This window comes from Paraburkholderia sp. JHI869, assembly GCF_038900775.1.
GTDB lineage: Bacteria > Pseudomonadota > Gammaproteobacteria > Burkholderiales > Burkholderiaceae > Paraburkholderia.
In genome coordinates, this window is record NZ_JAYMSC010000002.1 from 28,445 (window position 1) to 51,941 (window position 23,497).

19 protein-coding genes and 2 pseudogenes are annotated in these 23,497 nt (G+C 61.2%); 7 read left to right on the plus strand and 14 right to left on the minus strand.

Going from position 1 to position 23,497, the window contains the following annotated elements:
- Window positions 1-143 precede the first annotated feature (143 nt).
- Together VSR72_RS03455 and VSR72_RS03460 are read left to right on the plus strand one after the other, a co-directional pair.
- A complete protein-coding gene (locus VSR72_RS03455; protein ID WP_342951036.1) occupies window positions 144-464 on the plus strand; it encodes a superinfection immunity protein in 321 nt (106 codons plus the stop codon).
- 103 nt (window positions 465-567) lie between these two features.
- Window positions 568-1,200: a LysE family translocator gene (locus VSR72_RS03460; RefSeq protein WP_342951037.1), complete on the plus strand. Its 633-nt coding sequence runs from the start codon at window positions 568-570 to the stop codon at window positions 1,198-1,200.
- Between the two features lie 89 nt (window positions 1,201-1,289).
- On the opposite strand, the gene VSR72_RS03465 is transcribed toward VSR72_RS03460, so the two are convergent.
- The 9 genes and pseudogenes from VSR72_RS03465 to VSR72_RS03505 form a co-directional block, all read right to left on the minus strand.
- Complete coding sequence (locus VSR72_RS03465; RefSeq protein ID WP_342951038.1) at window positions 1,290-1,577, minus strand: YodC family protein; 288 nt, start codon at window positions 1,575-1,577, stop codon at window positions 1,290-1,292.
- 622 nt (window positions 1,578-2,199) lie between these two features.
- Window positions 2,200-2,766 (minus strand): carboxymuconolactone decarboxylase family protein, encoded by a 567-nt coding sequence (locus tag VSR72_RS03470; protein ID WP_342951039.1) that lies wholly within the window; start codon window positions 2,764-2,766, stop codon window positions 2,200-2,202.
- 100 nt (window positions 2,767-2,866) lie between these two features.
- On the minus strand, window positions 2,867-4,213 hold the full coding sequence (locus VSR72_RS03475; RefSeq protein WP_342951040.1) for an aspartate aminotransferase family protein: 1,347 nt from the start codon (window positions 4,211-4,213) through the stop codon (window positions 2,867-2,869).
- Between the two features lie 28 nt (window positions 4,214-4,241).
- A complete protein-coding gene (locus tag VSR72_RS03480; protein ID WP_342951041.1) occupies window positions 4,242-5,321 on the minus strand; it encodes a C45 family peptidase in 1,080 nt (359 codons plus the stop codon).
- A 204-nt stretch (window positions 5,322-5,525) separates the two neighbouring features.
- Complete coding sequence (locus tag VSR72_RS03485; protein ID WP_342951042.1) at window positions 5,526-6,386, minus strand: MurR/RpiR family transcriptional regulator; 861 nt, start codon at window positions 6,384-6,386, stop codon at window positions 5,526-5,528.
- Window positions 6,387-6,668: 282 nt separating this feature from the next.
- Window positions 6,669-6,997 (minus strand): annotated as a pseudogene (locus VSR72_RS03490) (hypothetical protein).
- 442 nt (window positions 6,998-7,439) lie between these two features.
- Window positions 7,440-7,955 carry a gamma-glutamylcyclotransferase family protein gene (locus VSR72_RS03495; protein WP_342951043.1) on the minus strand — a complete coding sequence of 172 codons (516 nt, stop codon included), beginning with the start codon at window positions 7,953-7,955 and terminating at the stop codon, window positions 7,440-7,442.
- A gap of 207 nt (window positions 7,956-8,162) precedes the next feature.
- Entirely contained in the window at window positions 8,163-8,792 is a 630-nt protein-coding gene (locus VSR72_RS03500; protein WP_342951044.1) for a DUF429 domain-containing protein, read from the minus strand.
- A 71-nt stretch (window positions 8,793-8,863) separates the two neighbouring features.
- Window positions 8,864-9,646: an H-NS family nucleoid-associated regulatory protein gene (locus VSR72_RS03505; RefSeq protein ID WP_342951549.1), complete on the minus strand. Its 783-nt coding sequence runs from the start codon at window positions 9,644-9,646 to the stop codon at window positions 8,864-8,866.
- Window positions 9,647-10,179: 533 nt separating this feature from the next.
- On the opposite strand from VSR72_RS03505, the gene dinB reads away from it, so the two are divergent.
- Window positions 10,180-11,340, plus strand: a complete 1,161-nt coding sequence (gene dinB / locus VSR72_RS03510; protein ID WP_342951550.1) for a DNA polymerase IV — start codon at window positions 10,180-10,182, stop codon at window positions 11,338-11,340.
- Between the two features lie 119 nt (window positions 11,341-11,459).
- On the plus strand, window positions 11,460-12,500 hold the full coding sequence (locus VSR72_RS03515) for an AraC family transcriptional regulator (protein ID WP_342951045.1): 1,041 nt from the start codon (window positions 11,460-11,462) through the stop codon (window positions 12,498-12,500).
- Window positions 12,501-12,505: 5 nt separating this feature from the next.
- Here VSR72_RS03515 and VSR72_RS03520 read toward each other — a convergent pair whose 3' ends face one another.
- The 3 genes and pseudogenes from VSR72_RS03520 to VSR72_RS03530 all read right to left on the minus strand — a co-directional run.
- Window positions 12,506-13,813, minus strand: a complete 1,308-nt coding sequence (locus VSR72_RS03520) for an MFS transporter (protein ID WP_342951046.1) — start codon at window positions 13,811-13,813, stop codon at window positions 12,506-12,508.
- A gap of 101 nt (window positions 13,814-13,914) precedes the next feature.
- Entirely contained in the window at window positions 13,915-14,718 is an 804-nt protein-coding gene (gene scpB / locus VSR72_RS03525; RefSeq protein ID WP_342951047.1) for a methylmalonyl-CoA decarboxylase, read from the minus strand.
- A 4-nt stretch (window positions 14,719-14,722) separates the two neighbouring features.
- Window positions 14,723-15,385 (minus strand): annotated as a pseudogene (locus tag VSR72_RS03530) (CoA transferase); the annotation flags it as partial.
- Between the two features lie 15 nt (window positions 15,386-15,400).
- Here VSR72_RS03530 and VSR72_RS03535 point away from each other — a divergent pair.
- Complete coding sequence (locus VSR72_RS03535) at window positions 15,401-15,586, plus strand: amidohydrolase family protein (RefSeq protein WP_342951048.1); 186 nt, start codon at window positions 15,401-15,403, stop codon at window positions 15,584-15,586.
- Window positions 15,587-15,846: 260 nt separating this feature from the next.
- Here the strand turns inward: VSR72_RS03535 and VSR72_RS03540 are convergent, their stop codons facing one another.
- Entirely contained in the window at window positions 15,847-17,358 is a 1,512-nt protein-coding gene (locus tag VSR72_RS03540) for a DUF1254 domain-containing protein (RefSeq protein ID WP_342951049.1), read from the minus strand.
- A 355-nt stretch (window positions 17,359-17,713) separates the two neighbouring features.
- Here VSR72_RS03540 and VSR72_RS03545 point away from each other — a divergent pair, with 355 nt between their 5' ends.
- Together VSR72_RS03545 and VSR72_RS03550 are read left to right on the plus strand one after the other, a co-directional pair.
- Window positions 17,714-19,243, plus strand: coding sequence for a DUF1254 domain-containing protein (locus VSR72_RS03545; protein ID WP_342951050.1), 1,530 nt, complete (start codon window positions 17,714-17,716; stop codon window positions 19,241-19,243).
- Between the two features lie 754 nt (window positions 19,244-19,997).
- Window positions 19,998-21,020 carry a hypothetical protein gene (locus VSR72_RS03550; RefSeq protein ID WP_342951051.1) on the plus strand — a complete coding sequence of 341 codons (1,023 nt, stop codon included), beginning with the start codon at window positions 19,998-20,000 and terminating at the stop codon, window positions 21,018-21,020.
- 289 nt (window positions 21,021-21,309) lie between these two features.
- Here the strand turns inward: VSR72_RS03550 and VSR72_RS03555 are convergent, their stop codons facing one another.
- Window positions 21,310-23,193 carry a kelch repeat-containing protein gene (locus tag VSR72_RS03555; protein ID WP_342951052.1) on the minus strand — a complete coding sequence of 628 codons (1,884 nt, stop codon included), beginning with the start codon at window positions 23,191-23,193 and terminating at the stop codon, window positions 21,310-21,312.
- Between the last annotated feature and the right edge of the window lie 304 nt (window positions 23,194-23,497).

The window sequence follows — 23,497 nt, forward strand, 5'->3', positions numbered from 1 at the left end:
GATGATAGACCCGAACCCTTGCCCGCCGACACCCCTCGCGTCCACCGTTGGCCGTCCGGTCAAGGCATGGCGTGCGCTCAGGGCCGATCCGCGCGACAATGATGAATCGAGCATATTCCGCCCTTTTTTCTGGAGAATGAAATATGGTGAGCCGTTCCGTCTTCGAGATCGTCGTTCTCGCAGCGGTGGTCGCGCTCTACTTTCTCCCCGCGCTGATCGCCGACCGGCGCCAGCGTCACGATCTGCTGGTTATCGCGGTCTTCAATGCTGTGCTCGGCTGGACCCTGCTCGGCTGGCTGCTGGCGCTCTTCTGGGCCCTTCAGCCGAATCCGCCGAAGGATCTCGGCGGGCAGACCAAGGTCCGCAGCCGCCGGCTGGGCATGCTGCTCTTCTCGCGCCGGCTCGACGATCGGGTCCAGGCGCGTGACACGCGAACCGCGGAAAGCAAGCGCTCCCCGCATTGAGGCTTATCCGTCTGGCCAACGTTGCAGGCCACGGCGAGCGCGCGCCGCCCTCGCATGAAATAATCACCGAACTCATCAGCCACGCCCAACACGGAGCCCCGTCATGCCACACGCCGCCCCGCTGCTCGCCTTTGCCGCCGTCGCACTCGGCATGGCGCTCACGCCTGGACCCAACATGATCTACCTCATCTCGCGCTCGATCTGCCAGGGCCGCAAGGCGGGCCTGATCTCGCTGGGCGGGGTCGCGCTCGGTTTCGTGTTCTACATGCTGTGCGCTGCATTCGGCATTACCGCATTGCTCATGGCCGTGCCGTTCGCCTACGACGCCCTTCGGCTGGGCGGCGCGCTCTACCTGTTCTGGCTCGCATGGCAGGCGCTCAAGCCGGGCGGCCGCTCGCCGTTCCAGGTGCGAGACCTGCCCGCCGACCGCCCGCGCAAGCTCTTTCTCATGGGCTTCGTTACGAACCTGTTGAACCCGAAAATCGCCATTCTGTATTTGTCGCTGCTGCCGCAGTTCATCGACCCGCATCACGGCAGCGTGCTCGCGCAGTCCATCGTGCTCGGCAGCGTGCAGATTGCGCTTTCGATCAGCGTGAACGCCGCCGTTGCGATGACGGCGGGCACGATTGCAACGTTTCTCGGCGACCGGCCGGGCTGGCTCAAGCTTCAGCGCTGGCTCATGGGCACGGTGCTCGCCGGGCTCGCCGTACGTATCGCCGCCGAAGGCCAGCGCTAAAGCAAACGGCCGGGCGCATCTGGCCCGGCCGAGTCTTTGCATGTGTCTGGGCGCGTGTAAGCGCTCGCAGGTTTGCCTGGTTCCAGGCTTCAGATCCCGCCGAAGGCCCTTCCGCCAGCCGGGCTGCGCATTTTGACGAATGCCGCGGGAATCGAGCGGGGTTCGATCTGCACCATGTCCTGGGCGAACATGTCCTGGCGAAGCTCGCCGTGCTCGTCGAACCACTGACAGATCAGCCAGTGACCACTGGCAAAGCCAACCGGGCCGGCATACATAACAGTCATGCGCGGACCGCCCGATTTCAGGGTGACAACGTCGCCAATTCCGGCCATGGCAGCGAGCGGCTTTTCGGCTACGTCGATGGTCGTATCAAGCATGATGTTCCCCGTTAAAAAGTCGCACAGAGAAAAACCCCGGGCGGGTTAGCACCCCCGGCTCCCTACCGCCCTTTCGATAATGAGAATGGGGCGGTCTTTAATAAGTTTGGCAAGACTAACAACTCGATTTAATGCGCGCAAGCGATTTCCAATAAACCTGCTGAAAACCCTGTTATTCGGTGCGCGGCAAAACCGCCGTTTATCCTGTGCCGCACAATTTACGCGGAAGGCCGTACGTGGCTGGGAAAAGGTACCGGGAAGATTTCCCCGCGAAACAGTCATATTATTTCAAACCCGCGACCGGAAAATGCGGCGCTGCAACCGCAATAAACATGGCGACTGTGCTGCAGTATTAACGATTGCGGCCGGAAACCGTAAGCCCAGCCAGAGCGAGTGGAAACGTTTTCTGCGTCAATAAACCGTCCGTTCGATTAATTCGCCCGAACCCACACTCGAACTTCGCGGTCGCGCGCGAATCCTCATGTTTTAGCCGCGGATTTCAAGGATTATGCGATTGAAATACGGCTGTCACTTAAATGGATTTTCAGTGCAATGCAAAAAAAAGCCCCATCCGGCAAAACCGGATGGGGCTGCGCGTGCGGGAGGCACGCTCAGGCCACGCTTATTCGGAGAACGGCAGCGTCGTCTGGCCTTCGGCGCGCATGTCGAAGACGTTGAGCGTCATCGCGACGAGCGCGTAGTAGCCAAGCAGTCCGACCAGATTGATCGTGGTCTTGTGGCCAAAGCGCTCGACGGCGCGCGCGTATGTCGCATCGGACACGCGCTTTGCGTCGTACAGCTCGGTCGTGAATGCGTAGATCAGCGCGTCGTCGGGCTCGTCGAACTGCGGCGTGGCGCCCGAGCGGATCTGCTCGGCCAGCGCCTCGGGCACGCCCGCCTTCAGCGCGATGGGATAGTGGATGTACCACTCGGCCTGCGCCTGCCAGCGCGCGGCCGTGACGAGAATCGCCAGTTCTGAGAGCCGCAGCGACAAGCCGGTCTGGTAGCGGCAGAACGCGCCCAGGCGCTGCGCATGCTGCGCCAGTTCCGGGCTATGGATCCAGCCGAGGAACGGGCCGTTGAGGTTGCCGCGCGGACCGGAAAGAATCTCGTCCAGCACGGCCTTCTGCTCTGGCGACGCCTGGGCGGCGTCGAATGCGGGAAGACGCGAGGTCGGGTTTTGTGTCATCGATTGACTCCGTTGGAGGTCATAGCCGGTCGCGCGCGACCGTTTGCGGTCGCGGTTGGCGGCGGACAGTTAGTTGCAGATCAGTCGCATACAGCGAAGCTTACGCCGGGCGCGCCACACCCGTTGCGTCGAGCGCACTGTCGAGCGCGGCGGCAAGCCGCTCGACGATCGTGTCGATGTTCTGCCCGGTGCAGATGAACGGCGGCGCGAGCAGGACATGATCGCCGTTGCGTCCGTCCACGGTGCCGCCCATCGGATAGACCATCAGTCCGCGCGCGAATGCCTCGCGCTTGATTGCCGCATGCAGCTTGAGCGCCGGGTCGAAGGTCGCCTTCGTGGCGCGGTCCTTCACCAGTTCGACGCCCACGAAAAGGCCGCGGCCGCGCACGTCGCCTACATACGGATGGTCCGCATAACGTTCGCGCAGAAGCGTGCGCAGTTGCTCGCCGCGGGCGAGCACGTTGTCGAGCAGTTTCTCTTCGGCGATCACGCGCTGCACTTCGAGCGCCGCCGCGCATGCCGTGGCGTGGCCGAGATAGGTGTGGCCGTGCTGGAAGTAGCCGCTGCCGCCCACGATCGTCTCGTAGATGCGCTGGCTCACGAGCGTCGCCCCGATCGGCTGGTAGCCTGCGCCCAGGCCCTTTGCGATCGTCAGCAGGTCGGGCGCCACGCCGTCCTCCTCGCAGGCGAACAGAAAGCCGGTGCGGCCCATGCCCGACATGATCTCGTCGAGGATCAGCAGCACGCCGTAGCGGTCGCACACCGCGCGGATCTTGCGAAAGTATTCGCGCACAGGCGGCACCGCGCCGGCCGTTGCGCCCACCACGGTCTCCGCGACGAAGGCCGCGACCGTGTCCGGGCCGAGCTCGAGAATCTTCTGCTCCAGTTCGTCGGCCAGACGCTGCGCGTAGGCCTCATCGGTTTCGCCCTCGTGGCGCTCGCGGTACGCGTAGCACGCGCTCACATGATGCGATTCGATCAGGATCGGCAGGAACGGCTCGCGGCGCCACGCATTGCCGCCAATCGCGAGTGCGCCGAGCGTGTTGCCGTGGTAGCTCTGGCGGCGCGCAATGAAATGGCGGCGCGCAAGCTCGCCCTTTTCCACGAAGTACTGACGCGCGAGTTTGAGCGCGGCCTCGATCGCCTCCGAACCGCCCGACACGAAGTACACATGGTCGAGCCCCTTGGGCGCGGCGGCGATGAGGTGGTCGGCCAGTTGCTCCGAGGCGTCGGTCGTGAAGAACGAGGTGTGCGCGTACGGCAGTTGTTGCGCCTGACGCTTGATCGCCTCGATCACGCGCTGGTTGCTGTGGCCGAGGCACGAGACGGCGGCGCCGCCGCTTGCGTCGATGTAGCGCTTGCCGGTGGAATCGATGATTTCGATACCCTCGCCCGCCACCGCGACGGGCAAGGTTTGCTTCGGCATCCTGTGAAACACCTTGGTCATATGTGTCCTCGATGAAATCCGTGAATGATTAACGGGTCGCGCCGTCGACATGGCGCGCGTTCGAATCGATGAAGAGGCCGAGCACGCGCTCGGCGCCCTGCCAGACATCGAACGCCACGCCGCGCGGTTCGATCCGCATGCAGGCCGTGGCTAGCGTGTTTTCGCCGTCGGGGTCGTGCGGGTCGTCGCGGAAGATCGGCAGGCCGGCGCCCGCGCGATCCTGAAGCGCCTGCACGAAGGCCGCGCCGTCGGGCTGCGCGCCAAGCGCGGGCAACAGTTCGGCGAGGCGGATCTGGCGATCGCGAGACGAATCGGTGACGATTTGCGCCTCACGCTCGCAGCCCGTGTGGATGAGGTGATTCGCGTGGCCCGAGGGCGCGCTCACTTCGCGCGCCGAAGAGCGCTGCGCGGTCGCCTCGACGCTATACACGCGCACCTCGCCCGCCTCGTCGGTCCCGCCAATCGTGTGGTGGAAGCCGCTCGCGCGCGGCGTGTCGCGCAGCAGCGCGAGGGCATCTTCCAGCGTCGCGCTATCGAGCACGGCGCGCGCGAGAATCATGCGCGGCACACCCGCGCGCGGCTCGCGGATTCGCACGTTGTTGATCGCTTGCGCCAGTCCCGCGCGGGTGGCCGCGAAGGTATGCCCCGGCAGCGAGCCCGGGTAGTAAAAGCTTACGAAACCGGGCTTTCCTTCGGGTTCGACCTCGACCACACTGCAGCGGCCATGCAGCCATGGGTCGCCGTCTTCGTTGTGTGCAATGAGGGCGGACGCAGGCATGCGTGCGGCAAGCGTCGTGCAGCCGTCCGGCGCGTTGTGGATCAACTCGCCGCGGCAATTCCAGAGGAACAGGTCGTCTGCGGGCCAGTCCAGCGCCTGCGCCATGGCGTCGATTTCCGCGACATAGGCCGGGAAATGCTGCTCGGCTGCGGCGCGCAACTGCTGCGCGAACGCGCTGCCGCGCCAACGGCTCACCGCCTGCCAGGCGCTGCTTTGCGCCATGTAGTCGGCAAAGATCGGTTTCACGTGTGCGCCGAGCTGCCGCCCGATCACCTCGGGCGAGCCGGCTACCCGGATGGCCGGCCCCCGGAAATTCTTGCGTTCCTGCATCGATTTTCTCGCTTCGCTACCGCTATGGGTCTTCCTGTAGTGCGTTTTATACGCCTCAACAACATATGTTGTCAATTTAAATATTTATTACAACAAATGCGATTGACCCAGGCCAAACAAAGCCGGATGCCGTTTTGCAACGGCATCCGGCAGCGGGACAGCGAGTGTGAGAAATGACGCGGCGGGGCGGCGCGCCCGGCGCGCTCAGGGCACGTAAGCGCCGCGCGCGTTCAGCGTACGCTCGGCCTGTTCGAGTTGCGCGATCGCGCCCGAGCCTTCGAGAGCCAGCAGATGGGCGACGAGCGACTCGGCCAGCGCCGTCGCAGCCACGAGCGAAGGGAAAAACGACGGGCTTTCGTGCGTGAAGATCAGCGCCTTGTCGGCGTTCAGCGCGATGGGCGAGACGGCGCTGTCGGTAATCGCGATCAGGCGGCTGCCCTTGGCGAGCGCGGCCTCGGCCACGCGCACCGCCTCGACCGAGTACGGCGCGAAGCTGACAACAATCGTTGCGCTGTCGCGCTCGATGCCAAGCAACTGCATCTCCAGTGTGCCTGCCTCGCCATTCAGCAGCGAGACCGAAGGCCGGAACAGCCGGTAACCGTAGACGAGCCCGAACGCCACCGCATAGCACGAGCGAAAGCCCGCCACGTGCACATGCTTCGCGCGGCGCAGGACGCGCGCCGCCTCGACCATCGAACGTGTGTTGTGGGCGGCGCTCGCCTCCAGATTGTGCTGCTGCGCCACGAGCAGGTCGCGCGCAAGACCGTCCTTCGCGCTGCCCGCCACGAGCGTACGGGCCCGCGAGGAAAGCGGCTCCGGCCGCGTGCGTACCCGCGCGACGAACAGGTCGCGCAGCTCGTTCCAGCCAGGAAAGCCCAGTTGCTGGGAAAGCCGCACGAGTGAAGCGGGTTGCACGTTCGCGCGCTCGGCGACCTTGCGCATGGACGAGACCGCCACTTCGTCGGGGTGGTCGAGCAAAAAGGCGGCCCCAGTCTGGAACTGGGGGCTCAAGTCGGAGAAACGCGCGCGGATCAGCGCGGCGAGCTGGTCGAAACTGTCTGGCATGCGTCGCTCGGGCAGTGGGTGACAACAAATGTTACCACTCGTGTTGCCTGATGTTGCAAGTCGGGACAGATGTTGGTGGGCGACAAGCGATTCTTGCCCTGTCACAAGCGATGCTGGTCTGCCCTATCCCTCGCAAACGCGACTTTCCTGAGAAATCGGCCGCGGCGCTGAGACTTTTCAATCGTGCTTTTCATGTTCCCCTTCGGCTCGTGAGGGCTGCCGAGGCTGGGGAGAGCGAATCGGCTTCCCCAGTTCGAGGCTTGCTTACCGTCGGCGAAAACGTCACTGGCCGATTTGTCGGCTCACGTGATTCTCCTGCTGGTTTAGCACGTAGTCCTCTCGCCGGCTGATATGGCTGCCGTTCTGGCTTGCCATATCGCGCTCCTCTTGCCGAATCTGATGGTCGTCTCGATGGAGTCTCGCCGCCTGGCGTGCGACATTTCCCCTTCGCGCACTTCCTGGTGAATGCGTCGGTCCTGATTCGCCAGGCGGTGATTGACTTCTGCGCGACGTGGGTGCGTTGCATCCCAGTGAGTCTGCGCCGACGCGGTGCCCGCGAATGACAAAGCAAGTACAGTAACCGCCGCGATTCTGTAGACAACGTTGTGCATGTTCGTCTCCGATTCCGTTGAAGGGACGGCTTCTCGCCGTTCACCTCCTCAACGGCACGGACGACCACGATGTTGACTGAAGAGTTGTGAGTTCTGAAACCGGATATTTCGCGTGAGACAGGGCGACCGGGAGCATTCGTGAACGGGCAGATGTTGCAGATTACACGTCTCGTTACACACAAACACACCCGTAATTTGCGCTCCAAATATATTGCCTCTACTACCGACAAGTGAGGAATGTATGAAACGAATTTTAGCGCTGGCGCTGCTGGCTGTATGTCTCGGAACCGCGTTGAGCGGCTGCATCGTTGTACCTGCAGGCGGTTACTACCACCGCTATTAACACGGCCAACGGGGCTCCGCTTCCCTGGGTCTCGCAGGTAAACAGACTGCTGCGTGGCGGAGTACCCCGGACAACTTTGATTGCGAGGCCGCGGGCTAATCAAGTAGCCGAGTAAGCCCGAAGCTCCGACTCGGTTCGCGCAGAGTCAGGGTCGTCGATAGAGACAATTGCCTCAATGGCCCGCACGTAATCTTCGGGCAAGTTTGCCTCCCTCGCGCCCACCAATACATGTTGCTTGTACCAGTGGTACGGCTGCAGGCCAGTTTGTTTCTTCGTGGCGACGTAAGTCAGTGCATACACTCCGACGGCTGCGGTCTCGACCCGGACACTCAAAGGCTCGTAGCCCTTACCTGCCCCTTCGAATCCGTCGAGCGCCTCCCTTTCGCCACGCACCACCGAGAAAATGACGCCATAGACCCGGTCATTGGCGTTTCCGGTGTACTCACAATCGCATTTTCCCGAGCCATCCTTTTTGCTCAATTTGTCGAACGTGAGCTTGTAGCCAGTCACGAACCCCGTGGTGACCACCCTTGCTGACGGAAGCCTCACGACGAGGCGTCGTACCGACATGTTGGAGCCGTACGCGAAATAGGAAAATTCGGTGCTCGAGTCCATTACCGTTATTGCCCTTGTGACAAACAAGCCCGCCCCTCCATCAATCGGTAGAGGGGATGTTCACCTCACTCCACTATAGCCGACTGGCACATGCCCTTGCCTCCTATTGGGTGCCGCCACGCAGGCGAAGGGTCAGAAAATTGAATTCGGCAAGCATTGGTCTCGTCAATAAATAGTCATGCTAAGTAATTGATTTCACGTATTCACTTACGATGGAATCGGTACATGAATGAAACCGCCTCGCACATCGCCGTAGGCAAACGTCCGCCCCTCGACCAGGTATCTTGCGGTCAGCGCACACAGCGCGGCATCGACGTCGTCAATCGATTTCAAGCTTGAAGCGTCGATCTTCGCGTCTTCGAGCACCTTCGGCCGCTGCCGGCGCTTCTCCTTCGCAGACGTTCCCTCCTTGCCCCTGAGAGCACAGGTCACCGCATGGGGAAACGTTTCGAAGCTAACACGGCCGCCCTTGAAATCGCGGGTTGCCAGGAGCGGATAAGCGGAAGAAAAGGCTTCGTAAATCGCCTCTCCGTTGAACATCCACCGGTAGAAGCGACTCGGGCTCTCATCTGCCCGTTTTCGAGTTGGCGTGGCAAAGGAAAAGATGCGTTGACTCGCAAGTTCCCTCTCCGCGAGCCGCCCTTCGCCTTCAACACTCCATTGGCACGGCGCGTCGATGCCGACGGCCTGGACGCCGTACTCGAGGCACGCTTGCAGCATCTCTTGCGGTGTTTTCGCATCCGCAGGCCGGAAAGCGCGATTGCCTTCCAGAACGACCAGATGGCAGCCCTTCTTGTCCCCGCCCACGTCAATGCCGGCAACCGTGCATGTATTCAAGAGGTTCGCGCCAGGCGGAGCCAGGATTGAACCGGGCCGGAAGCACACTTCCAGGGCCCGGTACTTGGCGCTTAGGCTGCAGCGGCCGTGGTCGCTGCTTCAGTGGTCTGCTGGGGCGCGGCAACCTCAGCAGGCGCCGCTGACTTCACCACGAGCTTCGGCGCACGGGCCTTTCGTGTGACAGGTGATTTCGCCGCTGCACCGTTCTTCGCAGCAGCCTTGCGTGCCGGCGCTGCCGTCTTCACCGAAACCTTCCTGGCAGCCGCCTTCCTGGTTGCCGTATTCTTTTTCGCAGCGGCTTTCTTCGCTGCCGGCGCTTTGGCCGCCTTGGCCGTCTTCGCCGTCTTTGCCACAGGTTCAGCCTTTTCAATCAAAAACTTCGACCGATCCTTCGCGCCAGCGAGCCATGCCGGTGCGGTACCACGGCCGGACCACGTCGCGCCGGTTTTCGGGTCGCGATATTTCGGCGGCTGCGGTCCGCGCACGTAGTTACCCGCCTTAGGCGTTTTCACAGCAGCAGCCGATTTCGGTGCGCCGCCTGCAATCAGGAACTTGCTTCGGTCCTTTGCATTGGCGATCCATGCAGGCGCACGGCCGTGGCCAGTCCAGGTCGCGCCAGTTTTCGGATCGACATATTTCGCAGCCGACGAGCCCTGCTTCGCCGCAACGGCCGTTCCCGGCTTGCGGCCGCGCCGTTTGCCAACGAATGCTTCAATATCGGCCAGAGTCACTGCGTGTTTGTCCATCAGGCCGCGAATCTTCTCGAGCACCACCGTCGATTTCGTTGTCGCCAGCGATTCTGCTTGAGCCTGCAGCTTTGCGATTCTTGCCTGAATTGATTGGAGCGTAGCCATTCGTGGTTTTTCCTTTGAAAAGATAGTTTTTCGCACTATGCCACATTGGACGACGAATACAACGTTTAGTGCCGAATTACTTTGATCCCGCAGTGAGAAAGATTACTGTCTATTTCAGATCAACTCACGAAACACCGCGTTCGAATTGCGCTCATAAGCATCGTCGCGAATAGCTTCCTCGCTATCCCGTCTTTCGAGCCGAACCGCACCGATCGCTCCGACACAATAAAACGCACACTCCCGATTAGCGTTGCTCGTCCCTCCACTTCGATCCGTCTTTTTTCTTACTCGTTGTCTGCATCCTCGCGCACCCTCTCGCACTCTCGCGCACGTTCGAATTGATCATCGAAATCCCCCCGTTGGCGCGACACAACGACGATCCTTTCTCGCCGAAGGAAGTTCGCGGCGCGGCCGGGAGCATGCGGTAGAATACTGTGCAAACATACAGTACTTTGTATGGCATCAGCGTTCGGGCACTGCATTACGGCGCTAACGCTCAGGGGCCGCCCGGCCGAATCCACAGTAATTGCAACGTGACAAGCCACCGACCACGCCGCATTGCGCATCTCGACATGGACGCCTTTTATGCGTCCGTTGAACTGCTGCGCTACCCCGAATTGCGCGGCAAACCCGTCGTGATCGGCGGCGGACGCAATGCGGCACCAGAAGTCCTGGCCGACGGCACGCGCCGCTTTGCCCGGCTGCGCGACTATGTGGGCCGCGGTGTCGTCACGACTTCCACCTACGAAGCACGCGCCCTCGGCGTTTTCTCTGCAATGGGCATGATGAAGGCCGCGCAGCTCGCGCCCGACGCCATTCTCCTGCCTACCGATTTTGATTCGTACCGGCGCTATTCGCGGCAATTCAAGGATGCGGTTCGCACGTTCACGGACCAGATCGAAGACCGCGGCATCGACGAGATCTATATCGACATCACAGGCATCGATGGCGAATCGCGCGAACTCGGCAGCCGGATCAAGGCGGCGGTGCACGAGGCGACCCGCCTCACTTGCTCTATTGCCATCGCACCGAACAAGCTGCTCGCCAAAATCGGCTCGGAACTGGACAAGCCGAACGGTCTCACGATACTCACGATGGAGGACCTCGAGTCGCGCATCTGGCCGCTTCCGGCAAAGAAAGTCAATGGAATCGGCCCGCGTGCAAGCGAGCGTCTGGCGAGCATTGGGATCGTAACGGTCGGCGAACTGGCTTCGGCGGACCTCGGGCTATTGCAGGAACACTTCGGGCGAACGTACGCCGCGTGGCTGGCCAGAATCGCACGAGGCCTCGACGAGCGCGCCGTCGTGGTTTCCTCGGAACCCAAGTCCATGAGCCGGGAAACCACGTTCGAGCGCGACATGCATGTCACCCGCGACCGCGCCACCCTGACGCCGGCGCTGACACGTCTTTGCGAGCGGGTCACGGAGGATCTTCAGCGCAAAGGGTATCGCGGCCGAACGGTAGGCCTGAAAATCAAGTTCGCCGACTTCAAGATCGTTACTCGCGACCTCTCTCTCCCGGAACCGGTGGCGGATGCCGTGGCTATCCGGCGAGCCGTCGGCGAATGCCTGAAGCGGGTGTCGCTGGATCGGAGGATCCGCCTCATCGGTGTACGCATTGGCTCTCTTGAGCCCGCCTCGACTACCGCATCTGCCGCAGTCCCAACGCAGTGCGAGTTGCCTTTCGATCGCTGACTTTCCTCGATTCGAAGCAGGTCTTTTCAAAAAATTCACGACGGGCAGATTTTCGGTTAGATTCTCAGTGCGTCTATTCCAGAAGACTTTCAGGCGCATTTCAGCAAAGGCTTCTCCACATGACCTCCCGCGTACCCACGGTCGATGCCTTCCGTCCGCTTGATCACGGCATTGCCCACAATCATTTCAGCGTGCGGGGCGAACCGCCACAACGGCGCTTGCTCGCCTGGCGGGATCGGGTGGGTCATCTTATCGACGTGCTGCCCTCGCGATCCGACCTCGAGAAGCCGTTTCAGGCTTCAATCGACCGCTATCAGGTGGGCGACCTTGTATTTACGGACTGCCGGTCGGACCTCCTCATGCTCGAGCGCTCACAGACGCGGATCTCGACAGACCGGGTACGCGACTTCGTCTTTCACGTGTTTCTGGAGGGTGCCGTTCAGAACGTCACCGTGCGCACCTCGCAGCGCGATAGCGCGCAATCGCCCGCCAGCATCCTTGCACTCGATATGAACCAACCCATTCGAATGCAACGCCTGGCATGCAGGGTCATCACCTTTTTCGTGCCGGCTGCGTTGGTGCAGGAAGTCTTTCCTGATCCGGAGGCCGTCCATGGCCGTATGCTCCACACATCGATGCCGCTCGTGCCACTGATCATCGATCACGTTGCGACGCTCAGCCGGAGAATCGCGAGCCTGAATGCCTCGGAAGTGGACGGCGCAATACGCGCGGCGGCGGAACTCCTTGTCGCAGCGTTTGGACGGCAGGCGGGCCTGAGCGGCGACGCGCGCGCTGCAGCTCGGGCTGCCATGTTCGGTCAGGTACGGCGCTATATTCAGGCGCACCTCACTGAAAGTGACCTCTCGCCTGAAAGCGTGCTCAATGCGCTTCAACTTACCCGCCCAACCCTGTATCGCCTGTTTCAGCACGAAGGCGGGCTTGGCGCTTATATCCGAAACCTGAGGCTACGCCGCGCGGCCGATGAGCTGATCTGCTATCCGCACGTCGCGGTGATCGAAATTGCCTACGGACTCGGCTTCAAAAGCGCCTCCGATTTCACGCGCGCCTTTCGCCGTGCCTACGACATGGCGCCTCAGGATTTTCGGGCTCTAGCCAGCAAGAGGATTCAGTCGCGGTGGCAAGCGTCGATGCGTGCATGACACGTTCATGTTTTGACGCGCCGTTCCTTGAAGAGCATGAGTGCACAAAAGCTCACCATACACGCCGGCGCTACATACCAGGCCGCAGACAGAGGGTCACCGGTCCACTTGATCAACCCGGTCACGATGAACTGAGCCGTGCTGCCGAACAATGCGACGCTCAACGCATGCGAAACTGCCATGCCGCTCGCGCGCACCCTGGCGGGCAGCGCTTCGAGCACCAGCAGACTGACCGCTACGGCGCTGAATGCCATCATGATGCTGATGAGCGCGACGCCGCACAGGATCGGCGCTACGCTCGTTGCACGGGAGAGCATCAGAAAGACTGGATAGACCAGCAGCGCCGAGCATCCTGAGGCCACAAGGGCCAATGGCTTGCGGCGACGCAGACGGTCCATGAGACGGCCAGCCAGCGGCGGAATGATGACGAGCAGCAGCGCAGACGACGCGGAAGCCATGAATCCGGTCACGGCAGGCATGTGCATCACGCGGATCGCGTAGCTCGGCATGAAGTAGACGATCGCGTAGACCGGTATGGTTTGTCCCATGATCATCAGCATCGCCAGCACGATCGTCTTCCCGTGCTCGCGACACAGTTCGGCGAGCGGCGTGCCGGCATGTCTGGCGCTATCGTCGAAAACCAGATCATCGCGAAGCCGGAGGCGAACGTACAGGCCGACGGGCGCAATCAACAGGCCGATCAGGAATGGGACTCGCCAGCCCCACGAAGCAAGCGCATCCGGCGACACCGTACTGGTGATCAGCACGCCCAGGGTTGCGCCCAGCAATGCGGCCGCACCCTGGCTCGCGAGTTGCCAGCTGACCAGAAAGCCGCGGCGCGACACGGGCCCGGCCTCCAGCACGAAGGCCGCGGCAACGCCGATGTCACCCCCAACGGCAAAGCCCTGCAACGATCGACCTGCAATGATAATGAGCGGCGCGATCACGCCTATGCTGGCGAACGAAGGGCACAGTGCTAGCGTAGCGGTTCCCAGCGCCATCATCCAGGTGGTCCTCGTCATCGCTGCGCGGCGTCCCACGCGGTCCGCGTACGCGCCAATGACCATCGCGCCAACAGGTCGCATGAAAAAGCCGACGCCGAATGTACCGACCGCCCAGAGCAATGAGGTCATCGGATCGCTCGCCGGGAAGAAGCGGTCCCCGATCATCACCGCGAAAAACCCGAAAACGGTGAAATCGAACATCTCGAGGCCAGTCACAAGCGATGCTGCGACGACGGTTTTGAGAAGTTCACGGGGATGTTCCTGCTTGCCAGGAGGCTGGTCGCACGTCGCGCAAGGTGGCGTGAACATTATTTTTGTAGTGTGGTCAGTAGTGGCGCATGAGTTTCACGTCGAGAACGCATTCTCGCTGCGTAACGCTTTGCACCATACCACGCGCGGTCCTGAGAGATTCATCGTCCGCGAAATTCCGGTGAGCGTCGTTGCGAAAATGCCTCCAGCCCCTCCCTCATGTCGTCACCGGCGCACGCCACCCTGCGCAGCTCCGCGATCCTTTCCATCGCATCGACCGGCACCGGCACGACGTCTTCGAGTATGCGCAATTGTTCCTTGACCGCTGCGATCGCCAAAGGCGCCTTGGCCGCAATCCCCCTGGCCATCTCCAGCGCGACAGCCTCGACGTCAGCAGGCTGAACCAGCCGATTGAGCACGCCGTGGCGCTCGGCCTCCTCGGCCGCGAGCGGTCGTGCACAAAAGAACATCTCCTTCAGAATATGGATCGGCAGGTTGTTGATGAACCGCAGCAGCCCGCTCGTGCTGTATGGCAGACCGATGTTCGCCGGTGTCATGGCAAAGCGGACCGTCGTGTCGGCCACAACAAGGTCGCAGCTCATCACGAGGTCGACCGCCCCGCCCCACACGGACCCCGACACCATGGCCATGACCACGCCCGGCCAGGCGCGCACCTGCCGCAGAACGCGCTCCAGTGGCTTACCCCACGCGATCGGATCGTGATCTGCCTCGAGTTCGCCCAGGTCGTGACCCGCGCTCCAGACCTTCTCGCCCACACCGCTCGTCAAAATCACAACCGGCACGCGCTTCGATGCAAGGGCCGCCAGTTGATCCTCCAGCGCACGCAGCAATTCCGCATTCAAGGCATGGTGCCTGGAAGCGTTGCGAAAGACCACCTTGGCAATGCGCCCTTCAATGATTTCCGTGGTGACACTCACCCGTTCTTCCGGTTCAATCGCACTCATTTCGTCACTCCGCATGTTGCGCCAGACCGCGCTCGGACTCCTTCTCCGGCACGCGGGGGATTTGATAAAGCACACCCGCGCAGAGTAGCGCATAGAGCTCCGATTCGCTAAAGCCCGTCTCGCGCAAGACTTCGACCGAATGCTCGCCCAGCGCAGGCGGCGCATGGCGTGTCGCCTCACGAGCCGCAGGCTTGCCGTCCTTCTATGCATTGAACACGGGAGTCGGAACCTGGCGCACTTGTCCGAGGACTCGATGAGGCACGTCCTCGACGAGACCGCAGTGCTCGACCTGGGGATCGGCGAACACTTCCTCGAGCGTGTTGATGGGTCCGGCCGGCAATCCGGCATCGACAAAAAGCGCCGTCCACTCGCGTTTGCTTCTGGTCTTCAACCGGCTTTCGATGATTTCCTTCAATTCACCACGATTGGCCACGCGCGATTCGTTGGTCGCAAAACGCGGGTCGCCCGGCAATTGCGGTAAATCGAGAAGTTGACACATCCGGCGCCACATCTCGGTCGTGATCGGAGCGATATTGAGCGGCCCGTCCGCGGTCTCGAACACCCCGTACGGGGCAATGACCGAGTGCGCATTGCCTGTGCGTACCGGCACATTCCCGAGACTCAGATAGCGTTGGGCATGAGACTGACGTATAGAGACCACGTCTACGTCACGCCCAGCGGCATGCTGAATCTGCCGCATTTCGAATTCGTTCACAAGGTAGTGGGCGCGGACCGCATTATCTATGCGATCGACTACCCCTATTTGACGATGACCGGCGCCCGCACTTTCCTGGAACAACTGAATATCAGCCAGGAAGACAAGGAAAAGATCGCGTACCGCAACGCCGAAGACCTGTTGCGGCTGTAGACGTAGACCGCATTAGTTCTGTCGCCGTTGCGACAGTGAATGTGTCACCACACGCCGCGGTCTCGGGGCTGCGGTCGTTTTCTGCCGTTCGCCGCGCGACCAGGCACGGGAGAGCAATGCAACGCGCATGAGGCCGCAGTCGGCCAGCTTTCAGCCGCTCGCCAGCGTTGATTCTCAGACACCCGAAAGTCCGGTGCGCGTGCAAAAGCCGCCACCCGGACCTTCGGTGAGGTCACTCGCCTACCGATGTTCCCGCAGCGTCAACTGCTTTTTGCGAGATCACCGGGCTTCCACGTTTGATCGAAGAACGCTTTCTCCGGCGAGTAGAGACGGAAGATCACGAAATAACCCTTGCCCGGCACGGTGCGCAGCCAGTTTTTCTCCTTGCCCGCCGGCGCAGCGGGACCGAAGTAGAGATCGATAGAGCCGTCGGCGTTCGCCACTGGCTTATCCATCTGGTTTAGCGACGGATACGGCTGGCCATTGTCCAGCCCCGATGCCGTCGTCCCGTCGTAGACCGTTGCAGACCAGAAGTTCTTCGCCGGAATGTTGGGCGGCAAATGGAGGGTGTACGACTGACCGCCATCGAGGAAGTTGCCATCCTTGTCGCGGAACGTAACTGGATACTTGGCACCGGCGTCGACAATATTCTTCACCATGCCCGGACTTGCCGAATAGGCGCTCGTGAAGTAACCGGAGCGCTGTTCGAGATTGGTGAACGTGTCGCTGGCCTGGAACGCGGTATTCTCGCCAGCGAATACGTTGATCCATTGGCGGTCGGGATAATACTTGCCACCTGGCTCGCGCGCGACCATGTCGGTAATCACCACCTTGCTCATCTTGAAGCCGGTTTGAGCGGCTTTGTCGAGCAAGGCGCGCATATCGGCCGACGGCGCAAACGGCTTGCCCTTGTCGATGCCGATCGTGTGCAGGAAGCCGCGCATGTCTAGATCGGCCGGGTCGACATATTCGCTGTCGATGAAGCGCGACATCATGTCGAAATAACTGGCGTCATGCGGGAAAAGGAGATTGGCGGGCTTTTCATTGGCGTTTGGAAACTGCATCGGTTTTGCCGTTGCCTTGTGGCCAAGCGGATAGATACGTGTGGCCGCAATCTCGGCATTCGGCTTCGAAAGATCCTTCGGATCGCTGAAGAACGCACGCCAGAACAGGAAGACGTTGTAAGTGCGCGACCGGTAGACGAATGCGCCCTTCGGCACGTTTTTCGGATCGCCCTTGTAATCTGGAGGAAGCAGCACGAAGATGCCGCCTTTGCCCTTGTCCGGCCCGGCAAAGCCGACGTCACCGGTCCACGTGTGTCCGTCGATCGTCGGGCCGGTTAGCGGGCGCTGGAAGAAGTCGTCGAACATCCCCTGTACCCCCGCCGGCACCTCCACGACAAGCGGACCGTCCTTATGCAGGTCGAGGTAACCCATTGCGTAGACAACGTCGGAATTCGGCGTCGTCACCTGGGTCGAGGCCTTGATGCGTTCCTTCCACACCGGCAGTACGTTGTAGCCTGCGCCGAAAACCTTCTCCGAGCCTTCCTTCATGGCCCACATGTTGACCGCTGGCAGCGCCCAGAGGTAGGCCTGGGTCGCGCGCTGGAAAATGAGTTCGTTTTCAAGCGTGCGTGCGGTCGCAGCAGTCGGAAAGTCCTTCTCGAACGGGGCGTTCGCGAGTTCCTGATAGCGCGAATCGTCCGCGTGCGCGGCGGCCGCGAGGAGGAGCGTTACCGCAAATGCCAGTTGAGTTAGTCGTGACCGTTTCATCCATTGCACTCCAGGAGTGTTTCATTAGTGAAAGTGAATAAGGTGATTGGCTTACCGTCTTGCTCACGTATACGAGTTGCTCGCCCTATCCCGCTGACCGCAACGCCGACAACCAGATTGCCGATCACTGCGCAGCCCCGCGAATGCGAAAAACATCGTGATCCCTGGTGTCATCTGGAAAACGTAATTTAGCGTCAGGACCGTTGAGAAGGGAAGTCCATTGAACCCTATTGCCCGAAAGGGAAATACGATTGCCCCAACTACCTATTGCAACGCTGCGGCGTCAGGCAACACGCTAGTATCAGTTTGGTGTACCACGCGACCAACGCGTCAACAGAACACAGCGAGGCTGGTAATGTCAGATCAGGAAGAAGTTAACTCGACACGTAGGCTCTTTACCTTGCTCAGCGGCGCGCTGCCTCTAGCCTGTGCGTCCCTTTCAGTCGTCCCACAAACGGCAGCCGCAGCCGAATCGAATGGTGCTGCGCCGAAAAAGGCCAACGCGTCCGGTCATGCGAATGCAACGGAAGCCCTGCCTCCGGCAGGGTTGAACATGCACGCAGGTTATGCGCAGGTGATTGCCCGCATGGCTTACGTGTGGGGTTGGCCGATGGTCAACATGCTCAATCGCTCCAGCTCCATCACGAAGGCGCCGCAACCCGGTCTGCTCAACGGCGTCCTGCCCGTTGCGCCGCGCGGTCAAGTGGCCATGCTTCACGACTACATCGACCCCACGGAAACTTTCGTGACGTGCCCGAACCAGGACGTGGTGTACGGGCTTGGCTTCTTCTCGCTCGACGAGGAGCCCGTCGTCGCGCAGGTACCCGATTTCGGCGACCGCTTCTGGGTCTATGCGTTATACGACGCACGGACAAACCAGTTCGGTCATCTCGGCAAACCCTATCACTCGCGGCCGGGCTTTTATCTGCTTGTCGGCCCGAACTGGAAAGGCAACAAGCCCGCTGGCATCACGGAGATCATTCGCTGCCCTACCGCGCTCGCGAACGTAATCCCACGTGTATTCCAGAACGACACGCCAGTCGACAAGCAAGCTATCCAGCACGTGCTCAACCAGATCGTCTTCTATCCATTGAAAGCGTTCAACGGCCGCATGAAGACCATCGAATGGAGCAAGGCGCCCGCGATACCCGGCCCCCAGTCGGAAGGCGGCGGAGAGACGAAATGGGTGGTACCCGAGAAGTTCTTCGACGAATTCAATCAGGTGCTCGACACCGTGCCCCCTTTGCCAGGCGAAGAAGCGCTCTATGCGCAATTCAGGTCATTGATGGAGGTTGCCGGACGGGATTCCGAGGTCAAGAAGGCGATTGTCTCAGCCGCGGTCGACACGGAACGCGACGCTATTGGCCCGTTCTTCGAGTGGCGGCACAACGGGCTACCGGCGGGCAACGGCTGGAACCGATCGACCAATAATGCGCAGACGGGTTTGGACTATTTTGACCGCACGGGAACGGCCAAGTCGAACATGTTCGACAATCGCCCCACGGAAACACAATACTTTTATACGGACAACGACGGATCCGGCGAAGCTTTGAGCGGCGCCAATACCTACGAAATCGTGTTCGCCAATGGGGAGGAGCCGCCGGTCAACGGTTTTTGGTCACTCACGCTCTATAACGAAAAACATCTGTTTCACCCGAACGACCTCAAGCGCTATTCGCTTGGCACCAAGAACACGACACTCAAGCGCAACGCGGACGGTTCGCTTACGTTGTACGCGGGTGCCAAGTCGCCTGGGAGCGACAAGGAGTCAAACTGGCTACCTGGCCCGAGCGGCGCCTTCTCGCTGTATATCCGCGCGTACTGGGGCAAGGAACCGATCCTCGACGGCTCGTGGAAACCGCCTCAGGTTCGAAAGGTGGCATGACGCTTTCTGGCATGGCCGTCGTACTGCAGATGGCTGCCGTGCAGCCTGCGCCTCGCTGAACGGCAGAGACGGGTCGACTACAGCCGACCGGGTCAGGCAGTTGCCGGCCTAAACCTGCCGTTCAGCTACACACGAAAGCGGACATACAAACGTCGGCAATGCGTGCGAGTGCGGACCTTGTCCCCTCTCTGCGCTCGCTTGATCGGCCTCAATCAAATGTCTTGTTCAACATCCTCGAGATTGGCGAGCCTTTCCTGGAAACTCATTGCAAATCCGAATGAAGTTAGGCCTCAAACGCGTCGAGCATCACCGATGAAGGACTCCGTGACAGACAGCTTTCACGTTCGCATTCAGACGATGTCACGCAGACCCTAGGACCTAGGTCTGATTGACTGGAACGGCACACATGGCACCCTTCGACGGGAAGCCATGCTACATGCACCAGATCAACAGGGGAACCTGATGCGATCCTGCCGATATGTAGTGCTTTGCGCGTTGCCATTCATGATCGTTGGCTGTAACACGCCTCCAATCCCCCCGTTGCGGTCGCGCCGGATATCCGGTTTATTCCCACGGTGAGCTACGGGCAGGTCATCACGGCAACCAGAGGGAGCCGTCTTACCCTTACCCTGAAAAACACCGGCAGCGGCGCCCATGGCGGCTGCGACGTCATGACAACCGTAAAGTAGAGACTATCCCCGCTCGCCATTGCCCATGGCGTTGCGCAAGCGGGTTTGCTCAATCGAGGTCAGCTATGGGCCTGCTCACCAGGCTGTTCGGTTCAAACGCCGCTTCAAATAGCAGCGGTACGAAGGAAGTGCGCGCGCGCCTCGACGAGATGATCGATCGCGCCGTTGCGATGAATCCCCGTCTACGGATGGCGCGTCGTTACAGGGAACGACTCAGAGAAGCCGTTTCCACTTCGCTCACCCACATCGACGATTTGACAGGGCTCTTGCCTGCGCCACACGAGGCCAGTATGGCTGCCTGGGCGCATGATCCGTTGATTCGTACGTTTTTCGCAACGCCCGAGGACATGCCGAAAGCGTTCAGCCGCTCGGAAGAATTGCGCGCGCACTTCGTACAAAATTCCGACGCGACGGAGGCCTACGCGACACTCGGGATGGCAATGTATGAGCGTCACGTGCTCGGCGTTGCGCTCGAAGGGGACACCGTACGCCACGATGTTTCCCAAACCACGCTTAGTTTCAGCGACCATCGCATCAGCGTCTGCAGCACAAGCGACGCCGGACTGCGTGAGGAGATTACGCGACGGCTGATCGATCAACTCGCGCTCGAAGGACTCGCCAGGCTGGCCGCGGATCGCCGCGACCTTGTCGCGAAAGGACGAGAACTTCTCGAAGCTCGTGTGTCGTTGCTTGAACGCCGGGGCGCGGGCATGCGCTCCGTGGTCGGCGAGGCCCCCGTTGCCGACATTGATGAACTGGCGCAGCTAGAGACCCAGATCGCCGAGAACGCAAGCAGCCTTGCCGCCCTTCGTGTCCCGACAGAGGTGATCGAACTTCAGTTGGACCGGGTCTGCGACGTATTTTTCCATCCCGCGGACCATATCTATGTCGAGAAGCGCTGCCTGCGGCTGGATTTGATGAACGTGGTCAGGAACGACGACACCCAGGCGAGCCGGGATATCGAATTTCGTGTCGCGCGCATTCCGGGCGATCCGCCGCGCATGCGAGCGTTCACGCTCGTACGCCTTCCACGCGCTGAACTGCCGCCAGTGGGACTGCATATCGACGCGGCAACGCGCGCGATATGAAACGTGAAGAAAGCCAGCTGAACTTCGCCCGATAGCTAGCTTCCTCCTGCAAGGCCCCCCTGTATAACGGGCGGTCATCAGCTGGAATGACCCACGAACTCGCCGCGCTGGAGTGACGTGAGGCATTGGTCGGCGACAGAAGGGACGAAGGTTCGGCGGAGTCCTGAGCCGGGAACTCACAATTTCGGCCATCTGGAATCACGAGGCGAGGCATCGGCGAGCAACCGTGCCACGCACACAATCGACCTTTGCGTCGAGCCGCAATGTAGCGGCGAGGGACGATTCCGTATTATCGGAACAGTTCGGAAGAGGCCAGGCTGCCACCAGCCATCCCCCCTTCGACGAGTAACCTGCCGTCGGGTAGTAAGGTCGCCGTGTGCTGCTCACGCGCCTGACTCAGGCTGGCTGCCAGTGACCAGCCTCCCGCGGCCGGATCGTAAAGCTCGGCTGAAGACAGGACACTATGGGCGAGCCCCCCAGCCGCGAGCACGTGTCCGCCCGGTAGCGTCGTGGCGGTAAGAAAATCGCGCGCGTTAGCGAGACTCCCAGTCGTCGACCACATTCCCAAAGCTGGATCGTACAGTTCTACTGACGACAGCGTATTGCTTCCGTCGGATCCCCCTGCGACAAGTACCCTGCCGTCAAGCAACGATGCAGTAGCGAAGTTCATTCGCGCCTGGCTCATACTGCCTGCGGGCGACCAGATGCCTGTCGCAGGATTGTAGAGTTCGGCCGATGCCAGTGCGCCTTTGTCGCTCGTGCCACCCGCGACAAGCACCATGCCGTTGGGCAGCAGCGTCGCCGTGTGGAAATAGCGCGCCTGAGACATGGTGCCGGTCAATGCCCAACTGCCGGTCGCCGGGTTGTACAGCTCCGCCGACGCCAGCGCGCCGGCCTTCCCCTCGCCACCCGCGACAAGCACCATGCCGTTGGCCAGCAACGTCGCGGTGTGGCTGTCACGCAGTGCGGTCATGCTTCCCGTTGCCGTCCAGGTCCCCGTGGCCGGGTTGTATAGCTCGGCTGTGGACTGCTCGCTGCCCGCTCCGGCCTTGAATCCTCCTGCAACGAGCACCATCCCGTTGGGCAGCAGCGTCGCCGTGTGCGATTGCCTGGGTTGTGTCAGGCTGCCGGTCGACGTCCACGTATCTTTCACCGGATCGTACAGCTCCGCTGACGCGATAACCTGCTTTTTCGCGCCCCCCGCGACCAGTACCTGCCCGTTGGGCAGCAGCGTGGCGGTGTGCCCGAAACGCGCCTGGTTCATGGAGTCGGCTGGCGTCCATTCACCGGTCACGGCGTTGCTCACTTCAATTGCAATCGACGCCGAGACACTGCCCGCGCTGTTGCTCCCTGTAATGGTGTAAATCGCTTGAGCCTGAGCCGTTGTCGGCGTGCCGCTGATCACACCCGTCAACGCGTTGAGGCTCAATCCGGCTGGCAGTGCTGGCGAAACCGTGAACGACGTGATTTCGCCGCCTGATGCCTTTGGGTCATCGTAGACGACCGGCTGGCCGACCACGAACACAGGCGCCGTATCGGAAAAGGTGAGACCAGTCGGCGGCTGGATCAGCGACTGTACCTCGATGTTGAGTTGAGCCTGCACGCTGTCGACACTATTGCTTCCGGTGACCGTATAGAGGGCGGTCGCGGACGCTGCAGTGGGCGTTCCCGTGATGACACCCGTCTGCGGATCAAGGGAAAGCCCCGCAGGCAGTGCGGGAGACACGCTGTACTGAGTGATTTCGCCGCCGGTGGCCATTGGCGTGTTGGGCACGATCGCCGCATTGATTACGTAGATGACCGCCGCGTCCGGATAGTTCAAGCTTTCCGGGGCGACCGGGTCAGCCTTGACCTCGATCTCGATGCGTGTCGAATCGCTGCCTTCGGGATTGCTACCAGTGACCGTGTAAATGGTGTCGTTCGAGACGGTTGTGGGTGTGCCGGTGATCGCGCACGTCTGCGGATCGAGGACGAGGCCTGCCGGCAGCGGTGGCACGACGCTGCATTGGGTAATGGCTCCGCCGCTGTTGCTGAACGTATCCGGGATGATTGCGGTACCGTCCGTGTAGACGACCGATGGGTCGCGTTCGGTTAGCCCGGTTGGCGCCACCGATGCGGTGCTATTGCTACCTCCCCCATGGCACCCTGCAGCCAGCATGGCCGTGAGGAACACGACGCCCGCCACGCATTGCCTGATACACATGGACCTGACCCTCGCCGTGTTTCCTATCAGGATAGGTCGCTCGCCACAAAAATTCAGTCACAAGAGATGCGGTGCATTGCGACAGGAGCGAAAAGCAGTTGCCGATGATGAACTGGCGTGGGCTACGGGTTTGTTGCGATTGTTGCAGCAAGCTCTTGCAGCAAGACCATATCCACGAGAGACCGCTATCAGCTTCAGAAGCGCCGTAGAGGGGGGCTCGATTATGCGGCCGCTTAGTTTCGTTCACGGCCGACCGCGTTGGGCACTAGCCGGG